The organism is Pseudomonas sp. S2_B10, assembly GCF_054668425.1.
Genome location: NZ_CP162768.1, coordinates 5,339,602 through 5,355,793, shown reverse-complemented (window position 1 = coordinate 5,355,793; position 16,192 = coordinate 5,339,602). Strand labels below are relative to the sequence as shown.

Genomic DNA, 16,192 nt, shown 5'->3' with positions numbered 1-16,192 from the left:
AAGCGATTTTACAAGCCTTTCAAGCTTGCCGGCCCCGCTCGATTACGGTACAAATCTGGCAGTTGTACGACAACATAATAAAAACCTGAGCCACCCCGAGTGGCTATCATTTTTGAGATCTGCCATGTCCCGTCCTGAGTTTGCGCCAACCGTACCGCCGCCCTTCCCCCGTTATCTCGCCGTGATCATTCTGTTGTGCATGGGTTGTGCGTTCGCCGGCAACCACGTCGCGGCACGGGTCGCTTTTGATGATGGCGCGGGCGTGTTGCTGGCGATTCTGATGCGCTCGGGCGGGACCTTGCTGGTGCTTGCCATTCTCGTTCTGTGGCAGCGGCAAAGTCTGCGTCTGCCGGCGGGCGCGTGGCGTTGGCAGTTACTGTTGGGGCTGTTGATCACCGCGCAGAGCCTATGTCTGTATTCCGCCGTAGCACGGGTGCCGGTTGCTTTGGCGCTGCTGGTGGCCAACGTGTTTCCGATCCTGCTCGCCTTGCTGACCTGGGCGATGGGCGGCCCACGACCAAGCGCGCGCACCGCGATGTTGATGGGCTTGATTCTCGTGGGATTGGTGTTCGTACTGGACGTCCCCGGACGTCTGTCAGACAGCGCCAGCGTCGGTCCGGAATGGCTGCTGGGCGTCGCACTCGCCTTCTGCGCCGCCAGCGTATTCGCCTGCGCGCTGTGGATCACCGATCACAAACTGTCGCAAGTGCGCGGCTCGGTGCGCAGCCTGCTGACCATCTTCATCGTCTTCAGTAGCGTCAACCTGGCCGGCCTGACCGGCGCCCTCCCCGGCGGACTCAACCTCCCCGCCACCTCAACCGGCTGGCTGGCCCTTGCCACGCTCGTCGTGCTCTATGGGACCGGCTTCATTGTGTTGTTCATTTCCGTACCCAGGCTGGACATGCCACGCAACGCACCGGTGATGAACATTGAGCCATTGGCGACGTTGTTGATGGGCTGGATTGTGCTGGATCAGATGCTTAGCAGAGGACAGATCATCGGTGGCGTGATTGTGGTGAGCGGGATTGTTTTGCTGACGTATCGCAAAGCGGCGTTGAAGGTTGGGGTGAAGGCTGAGGTTTGAGGGGGTGTGGTGGCGGGACTCTTGGTTGGCGAGTCCTGCTTATCGCCCCCGGCTCGATACCGGATCAGCAAAATTGCAGGCTCTCGAGGTCTACCTTGGCATAGCTTCCTATTTCACCCTTGTAGAGATAAATCGCAGTTACCTCCAGCTCCGTTCGTAAGAATTCCGCCAGCGTTCTGAGTCTGGTGCTTGTGGTCATGGCAGGGCGTACAACCGTCGCGCCACCGGGTTGGTCATCGTAAGTTCTGACGAAAAACTGATCGACACCATCCAGAATCAGGTAATTGAAACCTCGATACTCATAGCCTGCGCCGTAGTCGACATCATCGAAACGGTCGACCTTTTCTATTCTCAAGACGCCGCCCCGCTAATTCGACTCAGCGAAATTGAAACGGTCTGGCGCCTGAAAAGTAGATGGCGCTCCATCCACGTCGTTTACCAGCTACCGTACGGGATGCCGAACTTATCAATGTATCGCTTGGCCTTTTCACTCACGGGATAGGCATACTGACCACCGTTCTTGCCCAACTCCGGCCCCAGCGGTTCCAACTCTGCTTGGGTGCGGGCGACTTTGATCGGGCGTCGACACTGATCTCTGACCCAGACCTGGACTATGCCACCTGGTGCGAGTCCCAAATACACAGAAGCCATGAAGCGCGCTGTCCTGTCGGGAGTTTCGGCGCAGCGCTGATGGGTAGATGTCACCATTACTCGTCTGGCTTCCTCAGGAAAATCCACCCAAGCCCGGTAGGTTTTTTGCTCGGGTATAGACTGCCAACGGACGAAAATTCGCTTGGGCAGATCTGCGCCAATAACCGGTTTCCCCGTACCTCCCACACCTACCCAACCGCGCGCGGATTCTTTGTCGTCATTTGGTTCAGCGCCGCTGGCGTTTCCTCCCCCGGCTCGCAGAAACGTTCGACCGTTGATGTCTTCCACTGAGCTGTCTTCGACCCAAACGTTCATGAAATTGGGCTTGATAAACGCCAGTTCCCACCAAGGATATTTGGGATCGTTTTCACCTGAATTGGAGCCTGTCGCGTGACAGCCGGTAAAGGCCAAAACGCCCAGTAGAGCCAAGAATATTCTCATTACCAAAGCTTCCAGTCAGCTACATGAGGATGCTGCATGCGAATGCCATTTTCCGTTGGTGAATTGATATAAACAGCTTTCAGGCCGCTGCCGTCCCGCCTTCCTTGCGGGTGATTCCAGTTGGCAGATGTGTGGATGTATTTCAATTGCAGCAATTTCTCCTCTTCAGCTGTGGTGCTGAAGTCACCGGCGATGAATCTTTCACAAAGCGGTTGCAGCTCCTGGGGAACGGCGTACTCGGGTCGTTCGGGAATATCGTGGAGAGGAACACCTTTTTCTTTGGCCAATTGATACATGACTCTCAAATAAACCCTTGAGAGTTTGCCACTGACCGGGCGTTTGAGCTGAAGCCCAGCGTATACACGTTTGTGTTTAGGCCCGAAACGATCTTGCGGATCGGGCGGCAAAGCAAGCGCGGGGGGCGTTACGATTTCCAACAGATCGGCAGGCCATCCTTTGGCGACCCATTGTTTTTTCACCATCGCGGCGTCCTGATAGATCGAAGTTGATTGAACGTCAGTGTTGCTCCATACATCAAGTCTCTGCATGGGACTGACCAATACGCATTCCTCGACTTCGTCGAGATAGCTACCACCGATATCCGAATGCACGCCCGGAAAAACATATTCTGGATAATCGGGATTGACATTGCTGAGGGCGAAATTGGCACGACATTCATCGCGCGCCACCAAGTGGACAACATCCTTGAAGAAGCGAGGGTCGAGATACAGTTTAATGCCCGGAGCAATGGGGCTTTGCACTCTACCGAAATTAGTGAAACCGGCAATAGACGGCACGGTGTCGAATAGACCGATGAAGCCCATTCGGATACTGCTGCCATATTGATCTAGAAAGGTGCGGCTGAAATCATGGGCGTAAGTGCTAAGCAGATCCCTTAACGGCCCCTGCTTGCCTCGTACAATTTCATTGCAGAAATGACGTGCCGCCGCTGCACCTCGACTGAATCCAAAAGTGTCAAAAGTTAGCGAGGCAATTTCACTGTTCGGATTTTCTTGCAGGGCGTCTTCAACAACCTGTTTGATGAACGTAAACGAAGTCTGCACCCTACCGGCTACTCCCGTCTCTCCACGTCCCGTGCTTTGACCGACGATACTGTCTTTCTCGTTGGATTGAGTACCGATGCCTTCGATATATAACGGGCGTGACACCTGTTTTATAGGCCCTTCTCCATCAGCAATCGGAGCCTCGTAATACAGATCGGCAAGTTTTTTGATATTCGTCGCGCCAGAGCCATAACTGCTGTCCGGATCTCCCATATAGGGCTGACAACTGGGAGGAATATCCTCAGGCGCAATCGGATGCTGAGCACCACACAACAACCCCGCAGCAGAGTTGTTCGCATTGTTGCCAGTGCCATCAAAGAAAACCCCGATCCTCAACGCAATGCCTATCTTCTCAGGCTCGCGCGCGGGCTCTTTCCCGTGCTTCTCATATTCGGCCCAGTGCTGGGCGTGCAGGTCGACGGGTTTGGCTTGTTCGTAGCGGTAGTTTTTCGGCGGGTTTGGAACGTAACCACTCAATCCTTGATTCCTTGTTCTGATCCTTGAAGAACGGCCCGAAGGGTGACAGTCGAGCCCGGGTGGTGCAAGCCGTGGCCGTGTGCCAGCCGTGGTGCGCCCGGGTGTTGCGACGAGGTTTTGCGCTCGTCGCATTGCGGGTTATTTGGCTATTTCGACTTTGTCCAAAGCCTGATTGACCGCGATTTCGCCGAGCATGACGACCTGGGCGATGCCTAGAAGGGTTTTGCGGCGCGGGTTGTCGAGCAGCGCGGCGAAGTCGTAGAGCATGGTGGTGGCCGAGCCGAGGGATTCGCTGGCGTTGGCCAGCAGGGATTCGGTGTCGTATTTCGGGTTGGCGAGGAACATCTGTTCCGGGGTGTTGGTGCTGGCCAGGATGTCTGCCGGGCCGAGGTAGTGATCGAGGGCGCGTTCGGCGGCTTCGTGTAGTTTTTTCGATGCACCGGATTCGTAGGGTGATGCGGGGTCGCTGGTTGGGGGATTGGGTGTGACTTTGAACATGGTGAAACTCCTGATTATTCGTCTGGAGCTGCCAACATCACTTGCAGATGATGGGTGGCAGCTGTGTGCGGGTCTGCAAGACCGGGAAATCAGGAACCCGGCAGACCCGAAGGTCTCCCGCACAAAGCCGCCATTGAGCGGACACGAACGAATGTCCTTTGGCAGGGGTATGCGACTGATTTCCGACGGGCTTGCAGACCCGATCACTGATGAGCAGTGACAGGAATCAAGTTACGGAGGGAACGGCAGACGCACAAGCCGGCGGATTCTGGCGTAGTCGTAGGGAATGGCGCAAGGCGTTGTAGCCGTTTGCTTAAGGCTGGAGTTACTGTTTAAACGGGCTGAGGGTGTTCTGTTTATGTGGCGGTGATGGGCCTGGCGTCATCGCGAGCAGGCTCAGTCCTACAAGGGCTTTGTGCTTAGGTTCCCGGCGATCCTTGCCTATCACGATCCTGAAATTTCCCGTCTAACCTGAAGAGCAATTACAGCGAAACCTTTACCAGTTCCGCGCTGGGAAACTGCATGGTTCTGAATTGAAGTTACATCTTCCCATCGCTCTACAGTTTCCACGCATTGGTGATCAATGTCGGTGTCGATTTCAAAGGCTATGAACCGTTCTGCCTGATTCAGGATCAAGCCATGCAGCCGTGGCATGCCGGGGAAATCGACTTCCAGTTCAAGTACCACGGTGCCCGCCCAGTCGATGCCCTGGCTTTCGCCATAACCAACCAAGGCGACGGGAAGACCGGCGTTAAGCCAGAATTTTGCGGTCGTCATCAGGCGATGGGCAGTCACAGCATTCTGCTCCTGCACATTCAACTGTCGCTTCTTAAGCAGCGGGTCAATCTCCATTTTGCTCCTCGGTCGTGTGCCGCTAGTTGTCCCTGGTACTTCAAAGCCTCAATCAAAAACCCGAGCGCTCTACGAAAGGTCGGGATGCATAAAGATTTCCTTATCGGTTTAAACGATCAATCGGGGCGGCATCAACCCTGCGTTACGAGCGTCAATTTCGGCCAGATCTCGAGCCATCTCTTCGACTGCAGGCGCTCCAGAAACACCACGTATTTATCACTTTCAAATCGGGCGGTTGGCCGCACTTTCAGCGCAAACAAATCCTCCAGCCCCAACGGCGCCGAAACCTCTATCGCACCATGCCGATCAAGCCTGACACCTACTGCCGTAGCAGTTTCCGGCCAGAACGTCATTGCATCCGCAGCCGCCCCATAAGGCGCATCGGCGTTCCGCTGGTGCATGCGTGCCTGGTTTTTCACCGACCACTTCAAGTCACTGCACAGTGCTGCAAGCTCGACCTCCACGGCCAAATCCGTTTGATCACCGGGACGTGTTCTGTCAAACCATATGACATCAATGTCCTCGGGCAACGGCGAAGGTTGGCGCTGATGCAGATGATCCCAAACCAGGCTGCGCACAAAACCTGCGGCAACCCAGCAGTCCGGCAAGTTGAGATCCCTGACTATGCGCAAGATGTGCATGCGGACGAGATCTTCAGCAATCAGATCCCGCAGTTGCGCTTCCAGATTCATTTATTTCAATCCAATGACCATGGTTGCGAGAGCCTATCAGTGGTCTCTGTAAGCGCTCGGTCCCTTGTGCTGAATGACGAGTGCAGGCGAACTTTGCAGGATAGGGCCAACTGCCGCCCACTTCTCAAACCTTGAACTCTTCCTTGAGCAAATCGGCAAACTTGTCTTTTGCGCGATGAGATTCAACGTGCCTGTTCCAGATAAAATAATTCTGCACAGGCTTTAAGTCATTGAAGAAGAATCCTTGAATACCGCCGAGCTGGCGGAACTGTTCAAACATGCCTCTGGGCACCAACGATATCCCGGCGCCTGAACTTACGCAGCCAAGGATGGTGCCATAACTGGCTATGCTTGTTATCGGATTGAAAACTTTGTACCGCTCCAGCCAGGTTACCAAAGCCTTTCTGTAGGGACATCCTTCAGGCCACATGAATAAATCCACACCGCGCAGGTCCTCTGGCTGGTTTATCACCCCCGCGGACGGCGAGGCAATCACCACTAGATCCTCTTCATAGATCTCCAGACTCTCGATGTCCGGATGTTCTGGCCTGACGGCAATTATTGCCCCGTCCAACGTGTAGTTGACCACTTCTGCGGATAATTGTGACCAATCGCCAGTGCTGAATTGCATTTGTACAGCCGGATAAAGTTGATGAAACCTGGATAGCACTTTGGGTAACCGGCCGGTAGCGGATGATTCTATGGCACCAATCCTGAGTTCTCCCGAAGGAGCTGACGACGGATCAAGCGCTCGTTGCGATTCTTCGCACAAAGACAGGATTTTGTTGGTATAGCCGAGAAAAAGCCGACCTGAAGGGCTGATGATCAATCCTCTGCCTTTCCTTATAAACAGGTCAACTCCAAGCTCACGTTCCAGAAGCTTGATGCGGTTGGTGATGTTGGACGGCACGCAGTGCAATCGCTCCGAGGCACGGACGATACTGCCCAGATCGGCTACTGCCTTGAACATGACCAGTTGCGAAAACTCCATGTAAACGCTCATTAAAAATGAATGATTTGGTCAGTATAAGTCACTTGTCGCAGGCCAACAAATCGGGCTAATTTCGCCGCTGCAAGGCAAGAAAGTGCGTTAAAACCAAACATTTCATAGGTCTTTAGGGAGAAGGACACATCATGAGCTCAGCATCGCCACAGAGTCGTTTGGAACCGCTTGAACATAAATCCATGCAAGAATTTGGCGAGACATTTATCCAGGCCCTGCCCAAGCACATACGCAACTTGAAAATTCCCGGACGTACCTTAGAAGAAAACCAACGGCGTCAACCGTTGCTGGCCTGCGTCGGCAACGTTGCTGAGATACAGGACGCCATGCTTGAGGTACTCAATCATTCCATCACGCAAGACGCGCAACTGGCGGCTGAAAGCGCATTCAGGGCGTTCCTCGAAAAGCCAGTAATAGACTCGTCGGTATTGAGCTTTTTCAATGGGTGGAATGAAACCCATAAAACCACCAGCCTTGTCTCGGCAAAAATCATCATGCGCCTGTCGGCGGATGCGATATCGGTATCTGCCGACAGACGTGAGGGTTACCACAATGTCATGGCGCATATGCATGAAGTGGCGAAAGATGATTTCGGTCTTGGACATCAGGGCCATGACGGAATGTACAACTACATGACTGCAGCTTTTGGTGCGTCAGCCTGGGTTGAAGAACAATTCAAAATTGCTGAATGCAATGACTTCGCGGACTTCCTATACAACACCGGGGTCGCCAAGCATAAAACGGCACTAAACTCGCAGGAACACAAATCTTCAATTATGGATGCGATGATGGTTTCAATCTCATCTGAACTGTGGAACGGTCGTGAATACAATTTCATCGCTCAATATATTGAAGCAAAGCTCCTCGCGGCCAATCCGTTCTTGAGGACAAACACGCAAAACCTGCGTAACGCCAAAGGCTACGTAATGGGGCACTCCGGAGAAGTTGAGAACAAACACGGATTGCATGCCTTGGCGGCCGCGCAAGCTTACGGTCAGACGGTAGGTCTGGAATTCAAGCCTGCGCGACTGAAGGGCATCATGCTCAATTACAATGAAAGAGTCGGCAATGCATTCTCCGCCATGCATCGGATTATGACCTGTTGATCTCTATGGATTAACGAAGCATGCCGATGAACTCTCATAATGTGAGCTTGGAGAATGATCGGCATGTTTTGACGATATTTAAACCAAACCACGAGCGACTCATGAACCTTCCGGCCAAATGACGTTCCGCAGGGATCTATCGCATGGATGTTGAACACGCTGTTCTTGCATTGGGTTTCTTCGCGTTTTGTGGTGGCCTGATAGACGCTGCGGTCGGTGGCGGGGGCCTGGTACAGGTGCCGGCACTTCTACATGCTCTACCCCAGTACAGCCTTGCCACCATTTTCGGCACCAACAAACTGGCCGTTCTGGCAGGCAATATTTCATCAATATCGGGTTACCTGAAGCGCATAAAAATTCGCTGGAATTTAATGCTTCCGACCATGCTCGCCGCTTTTTTATTTTCTTTTCTCGGAGCTCTCTCGGTATCCCTTGTTCCTAAAAGATTGATGGAGATCGTTGTCTTTTTCATATTGATAGTCATGGCTATCTACACGTTTATGGAAAAAAAACTTGGTTTGGCAGGCAAAGACCGCCACTTCGGAACGAAAGACATTTGCCTTGGAGTTTTCTTTGGCAGCCTGATCGGTTTCTACGATGGTGTCTTCGGCCCGGGCAGTGGCAGCCTGCTGCTGTTTATCTTCGTCAAGGTCTTTGGCTTTGATTTCCTCAATGCATCAGCCTCTGCAAAACTGGTCAACCTGGGGACGTTCAGCGCTGCGCTCATATTTTTTATCCCCTCCGGTAATGTCTTGTGGGCGATTGGCGGCATAGTTGCTTTATGCAATATGGCCGGTGCACTGACCGGTGTCTTTTTGGCATTACGTTATGGAAGCAGTTTCATCAGAGTTTTTTTCCTGATCCTGCTCGTATTCCTGATCGGCAGAATGGGGGTCAACATTTTTTCGTAGACCCTGGTCACGTCATACCATCCGCCGCGAATCGCGCCGCACCGCCTGCGGCGGCACGCCAAACCCGCGCATGAACACCTCGCGCATGTGCCGGCGGTCACGAAACCCGGTTTCTCTGGCGACCACATCCAGACTGTGACTGCTTTGCTCGATCAGCAAACGCGCTGCTTCCAGCCTTAGGCTCTCTATCGCCTTGGCTGGAGACTGGCCGGTTTCGGCGGTAAACACCCGGGTGAATTGCCGCGGACTCAGGTGCACCACCTCGGCCAGTTCTTCGACACTCAGCGGGCGATTGAGGTGCTTGCGCGCGTAATCCAGCGCACTCTGAATGCGATCGGATTTGGGTGACAGCGACAGCAATTCCGAGTGCTGCGACTGCCCGCCCGAGCGGCGCTGATGCATCACCAGCCGATGGGCCACCGAGCGCGCAATGTCGCTGCCCAGATCTTTTTCAACCATGCCCAACGCCATGTCGACACCAGCGGTCATGCCCGCCGACGTCCACACCGGGCCGTCGATAATAAAGATCCGGTCGTCTTCGACATTCACCGAGGGATGCATCCTGCGCAGCGCCGGGGCGAACGCCCAGTGCGTGGTCACGCGGCGATTATCCAGTACACCGGCCTGCGCCAGTACGAACGAGCCGGTGCAGATGCCGGCCACGCGGCGTGCGCCGTCGGCGAGCCCGCGCACGCTGTGCAGCACGTCAGCATCGGGCGGCGTCATCGGTGTCAGCGTTCCCGCCACCAGCCAACTGTCGGCCAGCCCCGCTTGCGTCAGCGGCAACGTATCGACGTGCAAGCCCAGCGAGGAGCTGACGATGCCGCCGGCCTGGGAAAAGTTCTGCACCTTGTACACGGCTTTGCCGGTGACGATGTTGGCGAACTCGAACACCGACTGGGTCGCCAGCGCCATGACCTGAAAACCTTCCGTGAGCAGATAGCCGACTCGATGCATGGTCGCGCTCCGTTTGTTGAATGTCCTGAAACACTACCACATACGTCATTCAGGTCGGAGCAGGTTTTCTCCATCATGGTTCACATGCCAATCAATCCACTTGCGGGACGCAGCTCATGAAACTTGAAGCCAACACGATCTTCATCACCGGCGGCACTTCCGGCATCGGCCGCGCACTGGCCGAGGCCCTGCATCAGCGCGGCAACAAGGTCATCATCGCTGGCCGTCGCCAGGCCCTGCTGGCAGAGATTGCCCAGGCCAACGCGGGCATCGATACCGTGCAGCTGGACATCAACGATGCGCAGCAGATCAACGACGTCGCCGCCGAAGTCATCCGCCGCCATCCGTCGTTGAACGTAATCATCAACAACGCCGGGATCATGCCCTTCGACAACGCGGGTTCCGGCGCCTACGACGATGAGCAGGCAGTAGGTCTGTTGCAGACCAACCTGCTCGGCCCGGTGCGCGTCAGCGCCGCGTTCGTCGAACACCTCAAGCGCCAGCCCGAGGCCTACATCATCAACAACAGCTCGGTGCTGGCCTACCTGCCGCTGGCGACCACGGCGCTGTATTCGGCGACCAAAGCGGCGATCCATTCCTACTCGCTGTCGCAACGTTTCATGCTGCGCGACACCAGCGTCAAGGTCCTGGAAATCGCGCCACCTTGGGTCGATACCGACCTGATCCACAAGAGCGGCGACGAGCGCGCCATGCCGCTGGACGAGTTCATCGAGGAAACCCTGATCAAGCTGGAAACCGCCACCACCGAAGTGCTGGTCGACCGAGTGCTGCCGCTGCGAGCCAACCAGGGCGCGAACGAGCACGGGTTGATCGAGCAGTTCAACCTGTCGCTGCTGGAAAATCCTATTCCGGTGGCCTGAACTCACCGACAGAAACATCCGGGCTCAATGCCCGGGTAGCCTGGCTGTTGATCATGTTCATTCACAACGCGGCAAGCCAAACACCACCCGCGCCCCCCTCGGCTCATTGCGCTCGGCCCACAATTTGCCGCCATGTCCTTCAATGATCGTGCGGCAAATCGACAGGCCCATGCCCAGCCCGGTGGATTTGGTTGTGAAGAACGCCGTGAACACTTGCTCCGCCCGCTCGCAGGCAAAGCCCGGCCCCGAATCGCTGACGCTGATGTGCACGTTATCGCCCAGCGCCTCACTGCGAATCAGCAGACGTCGCTGCCCCTCTGCCATGATCGTCATGGCTTCGAGGCTGTTGATGATCAGGTTGAGCAACACCTGTTGCAGTTCGACCCGGTCCGCCACTACGAAAGGCAAATCTGCCGCCAGCTCAACGCTGACTTCGGCGCCGTGCTTGAGCGCTTCGCCCCGGCTGAAACCGACCATTTCTTCAATCAGCAGATTGAGGCTGACAGGCTGACGCTGCGGTGGCGTTTTGTGAATCAGCGCGCGGATGCGCCCGAGTACGTCGGCGGCGCGGTTGCCGTCGAGAATGATATGCCGCAGGCCCTGCTCGACCTCGTTGATATTTGGTGGCTTTGCACCGAGCCAGCGCAACGCGGCATTAGCATGGGTCACCGTGGCGGCGATCGGCTGATTGACTTCGTGGGCAATCGATGCGGCCAACTGACCCATGGTTGCCACACGATTGGCGTGGGCCAGTTCCGTTTGCACCTGACGATAACGACGCTCGCCTTCGCGCACTTGCTCTTCAGCCAGCTTGCGTTCGCTGATATCCAGCACAAAGGCCAGGCCCTGTTGCTGACTCGCTTCGAAGGCAGCCAGACCGACAATCACCGGCAGCCGACTGCCGTCCTTGCGGATGTACTCCTTTTCGAATGGCTGGGCCCGGCCAGTGTGGATCGCCGTTGCCAGTGCAATATCGCTGTTAGCGCGCATCGCCGGCGGGGTCATGTCACGCCAATGGACACTGCCCGAAAGCAACTCATCACGGGTGTAACCGACCATGCGCAGGAACGCGTCATTGGCCTCGATGATTTCCCCTTCCACGCCCCAGACGATGATGCCGATGATGTTGGCGTCGACCAGCCGACGGATCTTCGCTTCTCGCTCGGCGAGGTCGCGGTACAGGCGCGCGTTGTCCAGCGAGATCGCTGCCTGCGACGCCACCAGGCGCAACACGGCGAGACGCGTCGGGCTGAACACCCCGGCGGACAGGTTGTTTTCCAGATACAGCGCCCCGGCGACCCGCGCCTGATTCATCAATGCCAGGCACAGGATCGAGCGCGCGCCTCGTTGCTGAACGTATGGATCAGCGGCGAACAGCGGATCGGCAACCGCGTCGTCCAGGCACAGGTTTTCGCCGGTGCGCAGCGTCTGGTAGAGCACTGACTCTGCCAGCGCCACCGTGTGCAGCGGCGCGTTGCACAGCTGCGTGGCACCGTCGCCGATACGGGTTCGCGCAGCGACATAGGGAATGTCGGCGTTCAACAAAATGAGCAGGCCATGCTCGGCCCCGGCCTGTTCGATCGCGGTGCGCATCACCGTTTCGATCAAACGGTCCAGGACGATCTCGCCGGAGACTGCTTGAGAGACCTTGAGCACCGTTGCCAGGTCGAGATGTTCAACTGGCGTAATGAGCGTGGTGACCAGATTCGGTTGCGCCTCTTCGGCACGCAGAAAACGATGACGTCGCTCCAGCTCCCGCACCTTGCCAGCAGCCCCCCAACGCAGATAGGCGTAGCGTGCGTCGCGCAGGTAAACCCGGGATATCCTGACCAGCCCGCGAGCGCCGTAGAACCGTGCGGCCAGTTCGTTGGCCAGCGCTTCGATATGGAGCAAACCATTGTCCTGAGCCAATTGAATGGCTTGCTCGTACTGCAATTCGGCTTCGAGCAACTGTCCGGTGACGCGCGCCATTTCCGCGCCGACCAGCGCCACCTGACTGGCGAAGGTCTCTGCACACAAGCGCGCCCACGTCTGCAACTGTTCATGATGTTGACCCAGACGCTGCAAAGCACCGGCGTCAGTTTCGCCGTGGGCCGCCAAGGTCAACGCCGCGTAGAAATGGTATTCGGCCTCCTCGAAAAACGCCGAAACCACCCACAAAAGTCCCTGCGCCTGGGCCGCGCACTCAGCGGCCGCCGCGTAATCCCCGGCCAGATAGCGCGCCTGCAACTTGCGTACCCAGTACTTGCCGCGCGCCAGCGCCAGATCCGCCGAACCGGCCAGATGCGCCTCGACAGCTGTTTCATCGAACCCGTCATCGTCGAAACAGCCGAACGTCGGCGTCTGCCCGCGCAGCATGCGGATCAGCGTCAACTGGCAGCGCATGAAATCCGCCACCAGACCGAAACCGACCTTTTGTGCATAGACCAGCCCTGATTCCGCTTGCGCCTGCACCTCGGCCAGCGGCTCGCCGATAAACAACAGATCGGAAATCAGGCTGTTTCCGGCGAACGCGGCATACGGCAGATCGCCGCTGCGATGGGCCGCGTTGAGCGCACGGCGCAACAGTTCGCGGCACTCGCGCACTGGCCGCATCCAGCGCACCACGAAGATCGAGAAGCACAACCAGGTGCTCGCCTCATAACGCGTGAGCCCGCGCCGATCAACCAGATCGCAGCCCAGACGGCCAAATCGATAACCAGCGGCATAGTCGCCAAAACGCGGCCCCGACACGCGCCCGAAGTTGGCATAGAGCAGGCAGGAGGCGTCGCAGTTGCCATATTGCAGGCTCAGGCTGATCGCTTTGCAAATGGTCAGGCTGGCGAGGTTCAGATCCGACTGCACCGCCGGCGCGAAGAGTTTGCCCAGCGCATCGAGGGTGGCCCGCGCGGCAGGATCCTCCATCAGCGGCAAGTCGATCATCTGCTCGATACTGCGCCCGCGCAGGCTGGTCCAGACCTGCTGATATTCGTCGCGCACCTGAATATCGTCCGGACGCGCTGGCCAATCGATGCCGACCTGACGCAGAAAGGCCAGACACACCGTCACCGCCCGGTCACTGCGATCAAGCAGCAAGTAGACATCCATCTGCAGGCACGCCACCGCCGCGCGCTCGACGGTGGTCACGGCGCGCTCGGCCAATGTCGCCAGGCGCGAGTCGGCAAGCTGCAGTTGGCCGGTGAGAAATTCGCACTCGGCACGGTTCAGCTCCAGAGCGAAACCCAGTTCATGCCGACTGTCATAACCCTGCTCGCCCAACAGTTCTGCGCCGGCGCCCAGATAGGTCAGTGCTGAGGTATAAGCGGTCGAGGCCTTCGCTCGCTGGCCGGCGAGCAGGTTGAACTCGGCCAGTTGCTCGCGCTCGGCACGCAGGCTGATCAGATGCGCACCGCGATTGAGCTGGCCGACAATCTCGAAGATCGCCTCCTCGCGCCGCTCACCCTGGGTTTGCAGTGCCAGCAGCCGGCCGATGCGCAAGTGCATTTGCGCCCGTTCGGTTTCAGCGATCAGCGAATACGCCGCCTCATGGATGCGATCATGCACAAACCTGTAGGCACCGTCCTGACGCTCGACCAACTCAAGCCGCACCGCCGGCCACAATGCGGAGTGAACGTGAGGCACCGGCACATCAAGGACTGTGGCCAGCGTGTCGAGACGCGCGACGTTGCCCAGGCAGGCCAGTTGTTGCAGCGCCTGGCGGGTTTCCTGGGGCAGCCGCGCCAGTTTGCCGACCATCAAATCGACGACATTGTCGGTGTAGCCCTTGCCGTTGATCAGGTGCACATCCCACCGCCAGCGCTGGCACGCAGGCTCGTATGTCAGCAGCTTCTCCTCGGCCAGGGCGTGCAGAAACTGGATGACGAAGAACGGATTGCCAGCGGTCTTGTCCAGCACCAGCCGCGCCAGCGCGACAATGCTCGCCGGCGGGCAGCGCAGTGACTCGCTGATCAGTTGTTCGATGTGCGCGCCAGCCAGTGGCGCCAGACGAATTTCGTCAATGTGTACGCCGGCGTGATGCAGGGTCTTGAGTGTGCGGCTGAGTGGGTGATCGCCATCTACCTCGTTGTCGCGATAAGCACCGACCAGCAGCAGATGAGGGGTCTCTGCGCGACTGAGCAAATCTTCGAGCAGATCAAGGGTGGCCGCGTCGAGCCATTGCAGGTCGTCAAGGAACAGCGCCAACGGATGCTCGGACTGAGCGAACACGCCGATAAAACGCTGCAAGACCTGAAGGAACCGCTGCTGCGCCTGTTGCGGCTCCAACTCAGGCACGGGCGGCGGCTCGCCGATGATCAGCTTGAGTTCGGGGACCAGATCGGTGATCAACCGCGCATTCGCTTCCAGTGCCCGCAACAGTGCTTCGCGCCAGCCCGCCAGTACGTCGGTGCGCTTGCCCAACAGCGTCCGCACCAGCCCCTGAAAGGCCTGAACCAGAGTCGAATAAGGCACGTCGCGCTGGTACTGGTCGAACTTGCCGGCGGCGAACAAGCCACGCGACGGCACCAGCACCTTGTGCAGTTCACTGACCACCGACGATTTGCCGATGCCGGAATAGCCGGATACCAGCACCAGTGTCGGCGCGCCTGTCTGCACCACATTGGCGAAGGCATCGATCAACGTTTGCACTTCGTGTTCGCGGCCGTAGAGTTTTTCCGGAATCAGCAAGCGCTCGCAGGCGCCCTGCTCGTCCAACGTGAACGTCTCGATCTGCCGCATACGGCGCCAGTCATCGAGGCAACGGCGCAAGTCATGCTCGACACCGACTGCGCTCTGATAGCGCTCCTCGGCAGTTTTCGCCAGCAGTTTCATGACCACTCGCGAGAACATCGGCGGCACCGTCGCCACCCGTTCACACACGGGCATTGGCAGCCGCGCGATATGGCAATGCACCCACTCCATCGGTTCACTGGCACTGAACGGCAGCGAGCCGGTGAGCATCTGGTACAGCGTCACGCCAAAGGCATACAGATCACTACGCGAATCGATCGAACGATTCATCCGCCCGGTTTGCTCCGGCGCCATGTAAGCCAGCGTGCCGGCGATAGATTCCGGTGGCGTGGGCGCTTGCCGTTCCCGTGGCAAGCGCGTGGCCAGGCCGAAGCCGGTCAGCCGCGCCTGCCCGTCATGGCAATGGACAAAGACATGCTGCGGTTTCAGGTCTTTGTGCACCAGACCACACTGATGCATATGGCCCAGTGCCTTGGCGATGTTCGTGGCCAATTCCAGACAGGTTTCGATATCCAGCGGAGCGACCAGCAATCGCGACAACGGCTCGCCACCCGGATCGTCGAACAGCAGACGAACTCGGGTGCCCGTACGCTCGAAAGCTGTCGGCTGCAACGCCCAGGCAGGATTGAGGTCGTCCCTGAGGCTGTATTCATGCGCCAGACGCTCCAGGGTGCTCGGCAATGGCTGGCCCATCGCCGGACGCACCGCCAGTAGGCTGCCATCATTCGAACCGCGCTCACGGGACAGCACCCGCTCGCCGTCGTCCCACAAAATCTGTTTTCTGCTGGCCATCTGCGTCAACACTGCTCAGGTTTTTTGCCGCACGGTGAGTTGCACGTCGCCAGCG

Annotated in this window: 13 protein-coding genes; 4 read left to right on the top strand and 9 right to left on the bottom strand. The window is 57.5% G+C overall.

Annotated elements, in window-relative coordinates:
* Positions 1 to 124: 124 nt before the first annotated feature.
* On the top strand, positions 125 to 1,084 hold the full coding sequence (locus AB4O45_RS23910; RefSeq protein WP_056784828.1) for an EamA family transporter: 960 nt from the start codon (positions 125 to 127) through the stop codon (positions 1,082 to 1,084).
* A gap of 64 nt (positions 1,085 to 1,148) precedes the next feature.
* Here the strand turns inward: AB4O45_RS23910 and AB4O45_RS23905 are convergent, their stop codons facing one another.
* From AB4O45_RS23905 to AB4O45_RS23875, 7 genes are all read right to left on the bottom strand, one after another.
* The gene (locus AB4O45_RS23905; RefSeq protein WP_236169171.1) at positions 1,149 to 1,439 is read right to left on the bottom strand and encodes a hypothetical protein; all 291 of its coding nucleotides are present in this window, start codon (positions 1,437 to 1,439) and stop codon (positions 1,149 to 1,151) included.
* Positions 1,440 to 1,519: 80 nt separating this feature from the next.
* Positions 1,520 to 2,176, bottom strand: a complete 657-nt coding sequence (locus tag AB4O45_RS23900) for a DUF2931 family protein (RefSeq protein WP_150635657.1) — start codon at positions 2,174 to 2,176, stop codon at positions 1,520 to 1,522.
* Positions 2,176 to 3,717, bottom strand: coding sequence for a phospholipase effector Tle1 domain-containing protein (locus AB4O45_RS23895; RefSeq protein WP_375123469.1), 1,542 nt, complete (start codon positions 3,715 to 3,717; stop codon positions 2,176 to 2,178). The genes AB4O45_RS23900 and AB4O45_RS23895 overlap by 1 nt, the downstream gene beginning before the upstream one ends.
* Before the next feature lie 138 nt (positions 3,718 to 3,855).
* Entirely contained in the window at positions 3,856 to 4,215 is a 360-nt protein-coding gene (locus AB4O45_RS23890; protein ID WP_041480573.1) for a DUF6124 family protein, read from the bottom strand.
* A gap of 444 nt (positions 4,216 to 4,659) precedes the next feature.
* Complete coding sequence (locus AB4O45_RS23885) at positions 4,660 to 5,067, bottom strand: hypothetical protein (RefSeq protein ID WP_460160643.1); 408 nt, start codon at positions 5,065 to 5,067, stop codon at positions 4,660 to 4,662.
* A gap of 131 nt (positions 5,068 to 5,198) precedes the next feature.
* The gene (locus AB4O45_RS23880; protein WP_095179616.1) at positions 5,199 to 5,759 is read right to left on the bottom strand and encodes a nucleotidyltransferase family protein; all 561 of its coding nucleotides are present in this window, start codon (positions 5,757 to 5,759) and stop codon (positions 5,199 to 5,201) included.
* Positions 5,760 to 5,883: 124 nt separating this feature from the next.
* On the bottom strand, positions 5,884 to 6,750 hold the full coding sequence (locus AB4O45_RS23875; RefSeq protein WP_095179615.1) for a LysR family transcriptional regulator: 867 nt from the start codon (positions 6,748 to 6,750) through the stop codon (positions 5,884 to 5,886).
* Positions 6,751 to 6,893: 143 nt separating this feature from the next.
* Here AB4O45_RS23875 and AB4O45_RS23870 point away from each other — a divergent pair, with 143 nt between their 5' ends.
* Both AB4O45_RS23870 and AB4O45_RS23865 read left to right on the top strand, forming a co-directional pair.
* Positions 6,894 to 7,868 (top strand): hypothetical protein, encoded by a 975-nt coding sequence (locus AB4O45_RS23870; RefSeq protein ID WP_095179614.1) that lies wholly within the window; start codon positions 6,894 to 6,896, stop codon positions 7,866 to 7,868.
* Between the two features lie 143 nt (positions 7,869 to 8,011).
* Positions 8,012 to 8,779 (top strand): sulfite exporter TauE/SafE family protein, encoded by a 768-nt coding sequence (locus AB4O45_RS23865; protein WP_056784810.1) that lies wholly within the window; start codon positions 8,012 to 8,014, stop codon positions 8,777 to 8,779.
* Between the two features lie 12 nt (positions 8,780 to 8,791).
* Here the strand turns inward: AB4O45_RS23865 and AB4O45_RS23860 are convergent, their stop codons facing one another.
* Positions 8,792 to 9,736: a GlxA family transcriptional regulator gene (locus AB4O45_RS23860; RefSeq protein ID WP_095179613.1), complete on the bottom strand. Its 945-nt coding sequence runs from the start codon at positions 9,734 to 9,736 to the stop codon at positions 8,792 to 8,794.
* A 116-nt stretch (positions 9,737 to 9,852) separates the two neighbouring features.
* Here AB4O45_RS23860 and AB4O45_RS23855 point away from each other — a divergent pair, with 116 nt between their 5' ends.
* A complete protein-coding gene (locus tag AB4O45_RS23855) occupies positions 9,853 to 10,617 on the top strand; it encodes an SDR family oxidoreductase (protein ID WP_460160642.1) in 765 nt (254 codons plus the stop codon).
* A gap of 57 nt (positions 10,618 to 10,674) precedes the next feature.
* Here the strand turns inward: AB4O45_RS23855 and AB4O45_RS23850 are convergent, their stop codons facing one another.
* Positions 10,675 to 16,137 (bottom strand): trifunctional serine/threonine-protein kinase/ATP-binding protein/sensor histidine kinase, encoded by a 5,463-nt coding sequence (locus AB4O45_RS23850; RefSeq protein WP_460160641.1) that lies wholly within the window; start codon positions 16,135 to 16,137, stop codon positions 10,675 to 10,677.
* Positions 16,138 to 16,192: the final 55 nt, after the last annotated feature.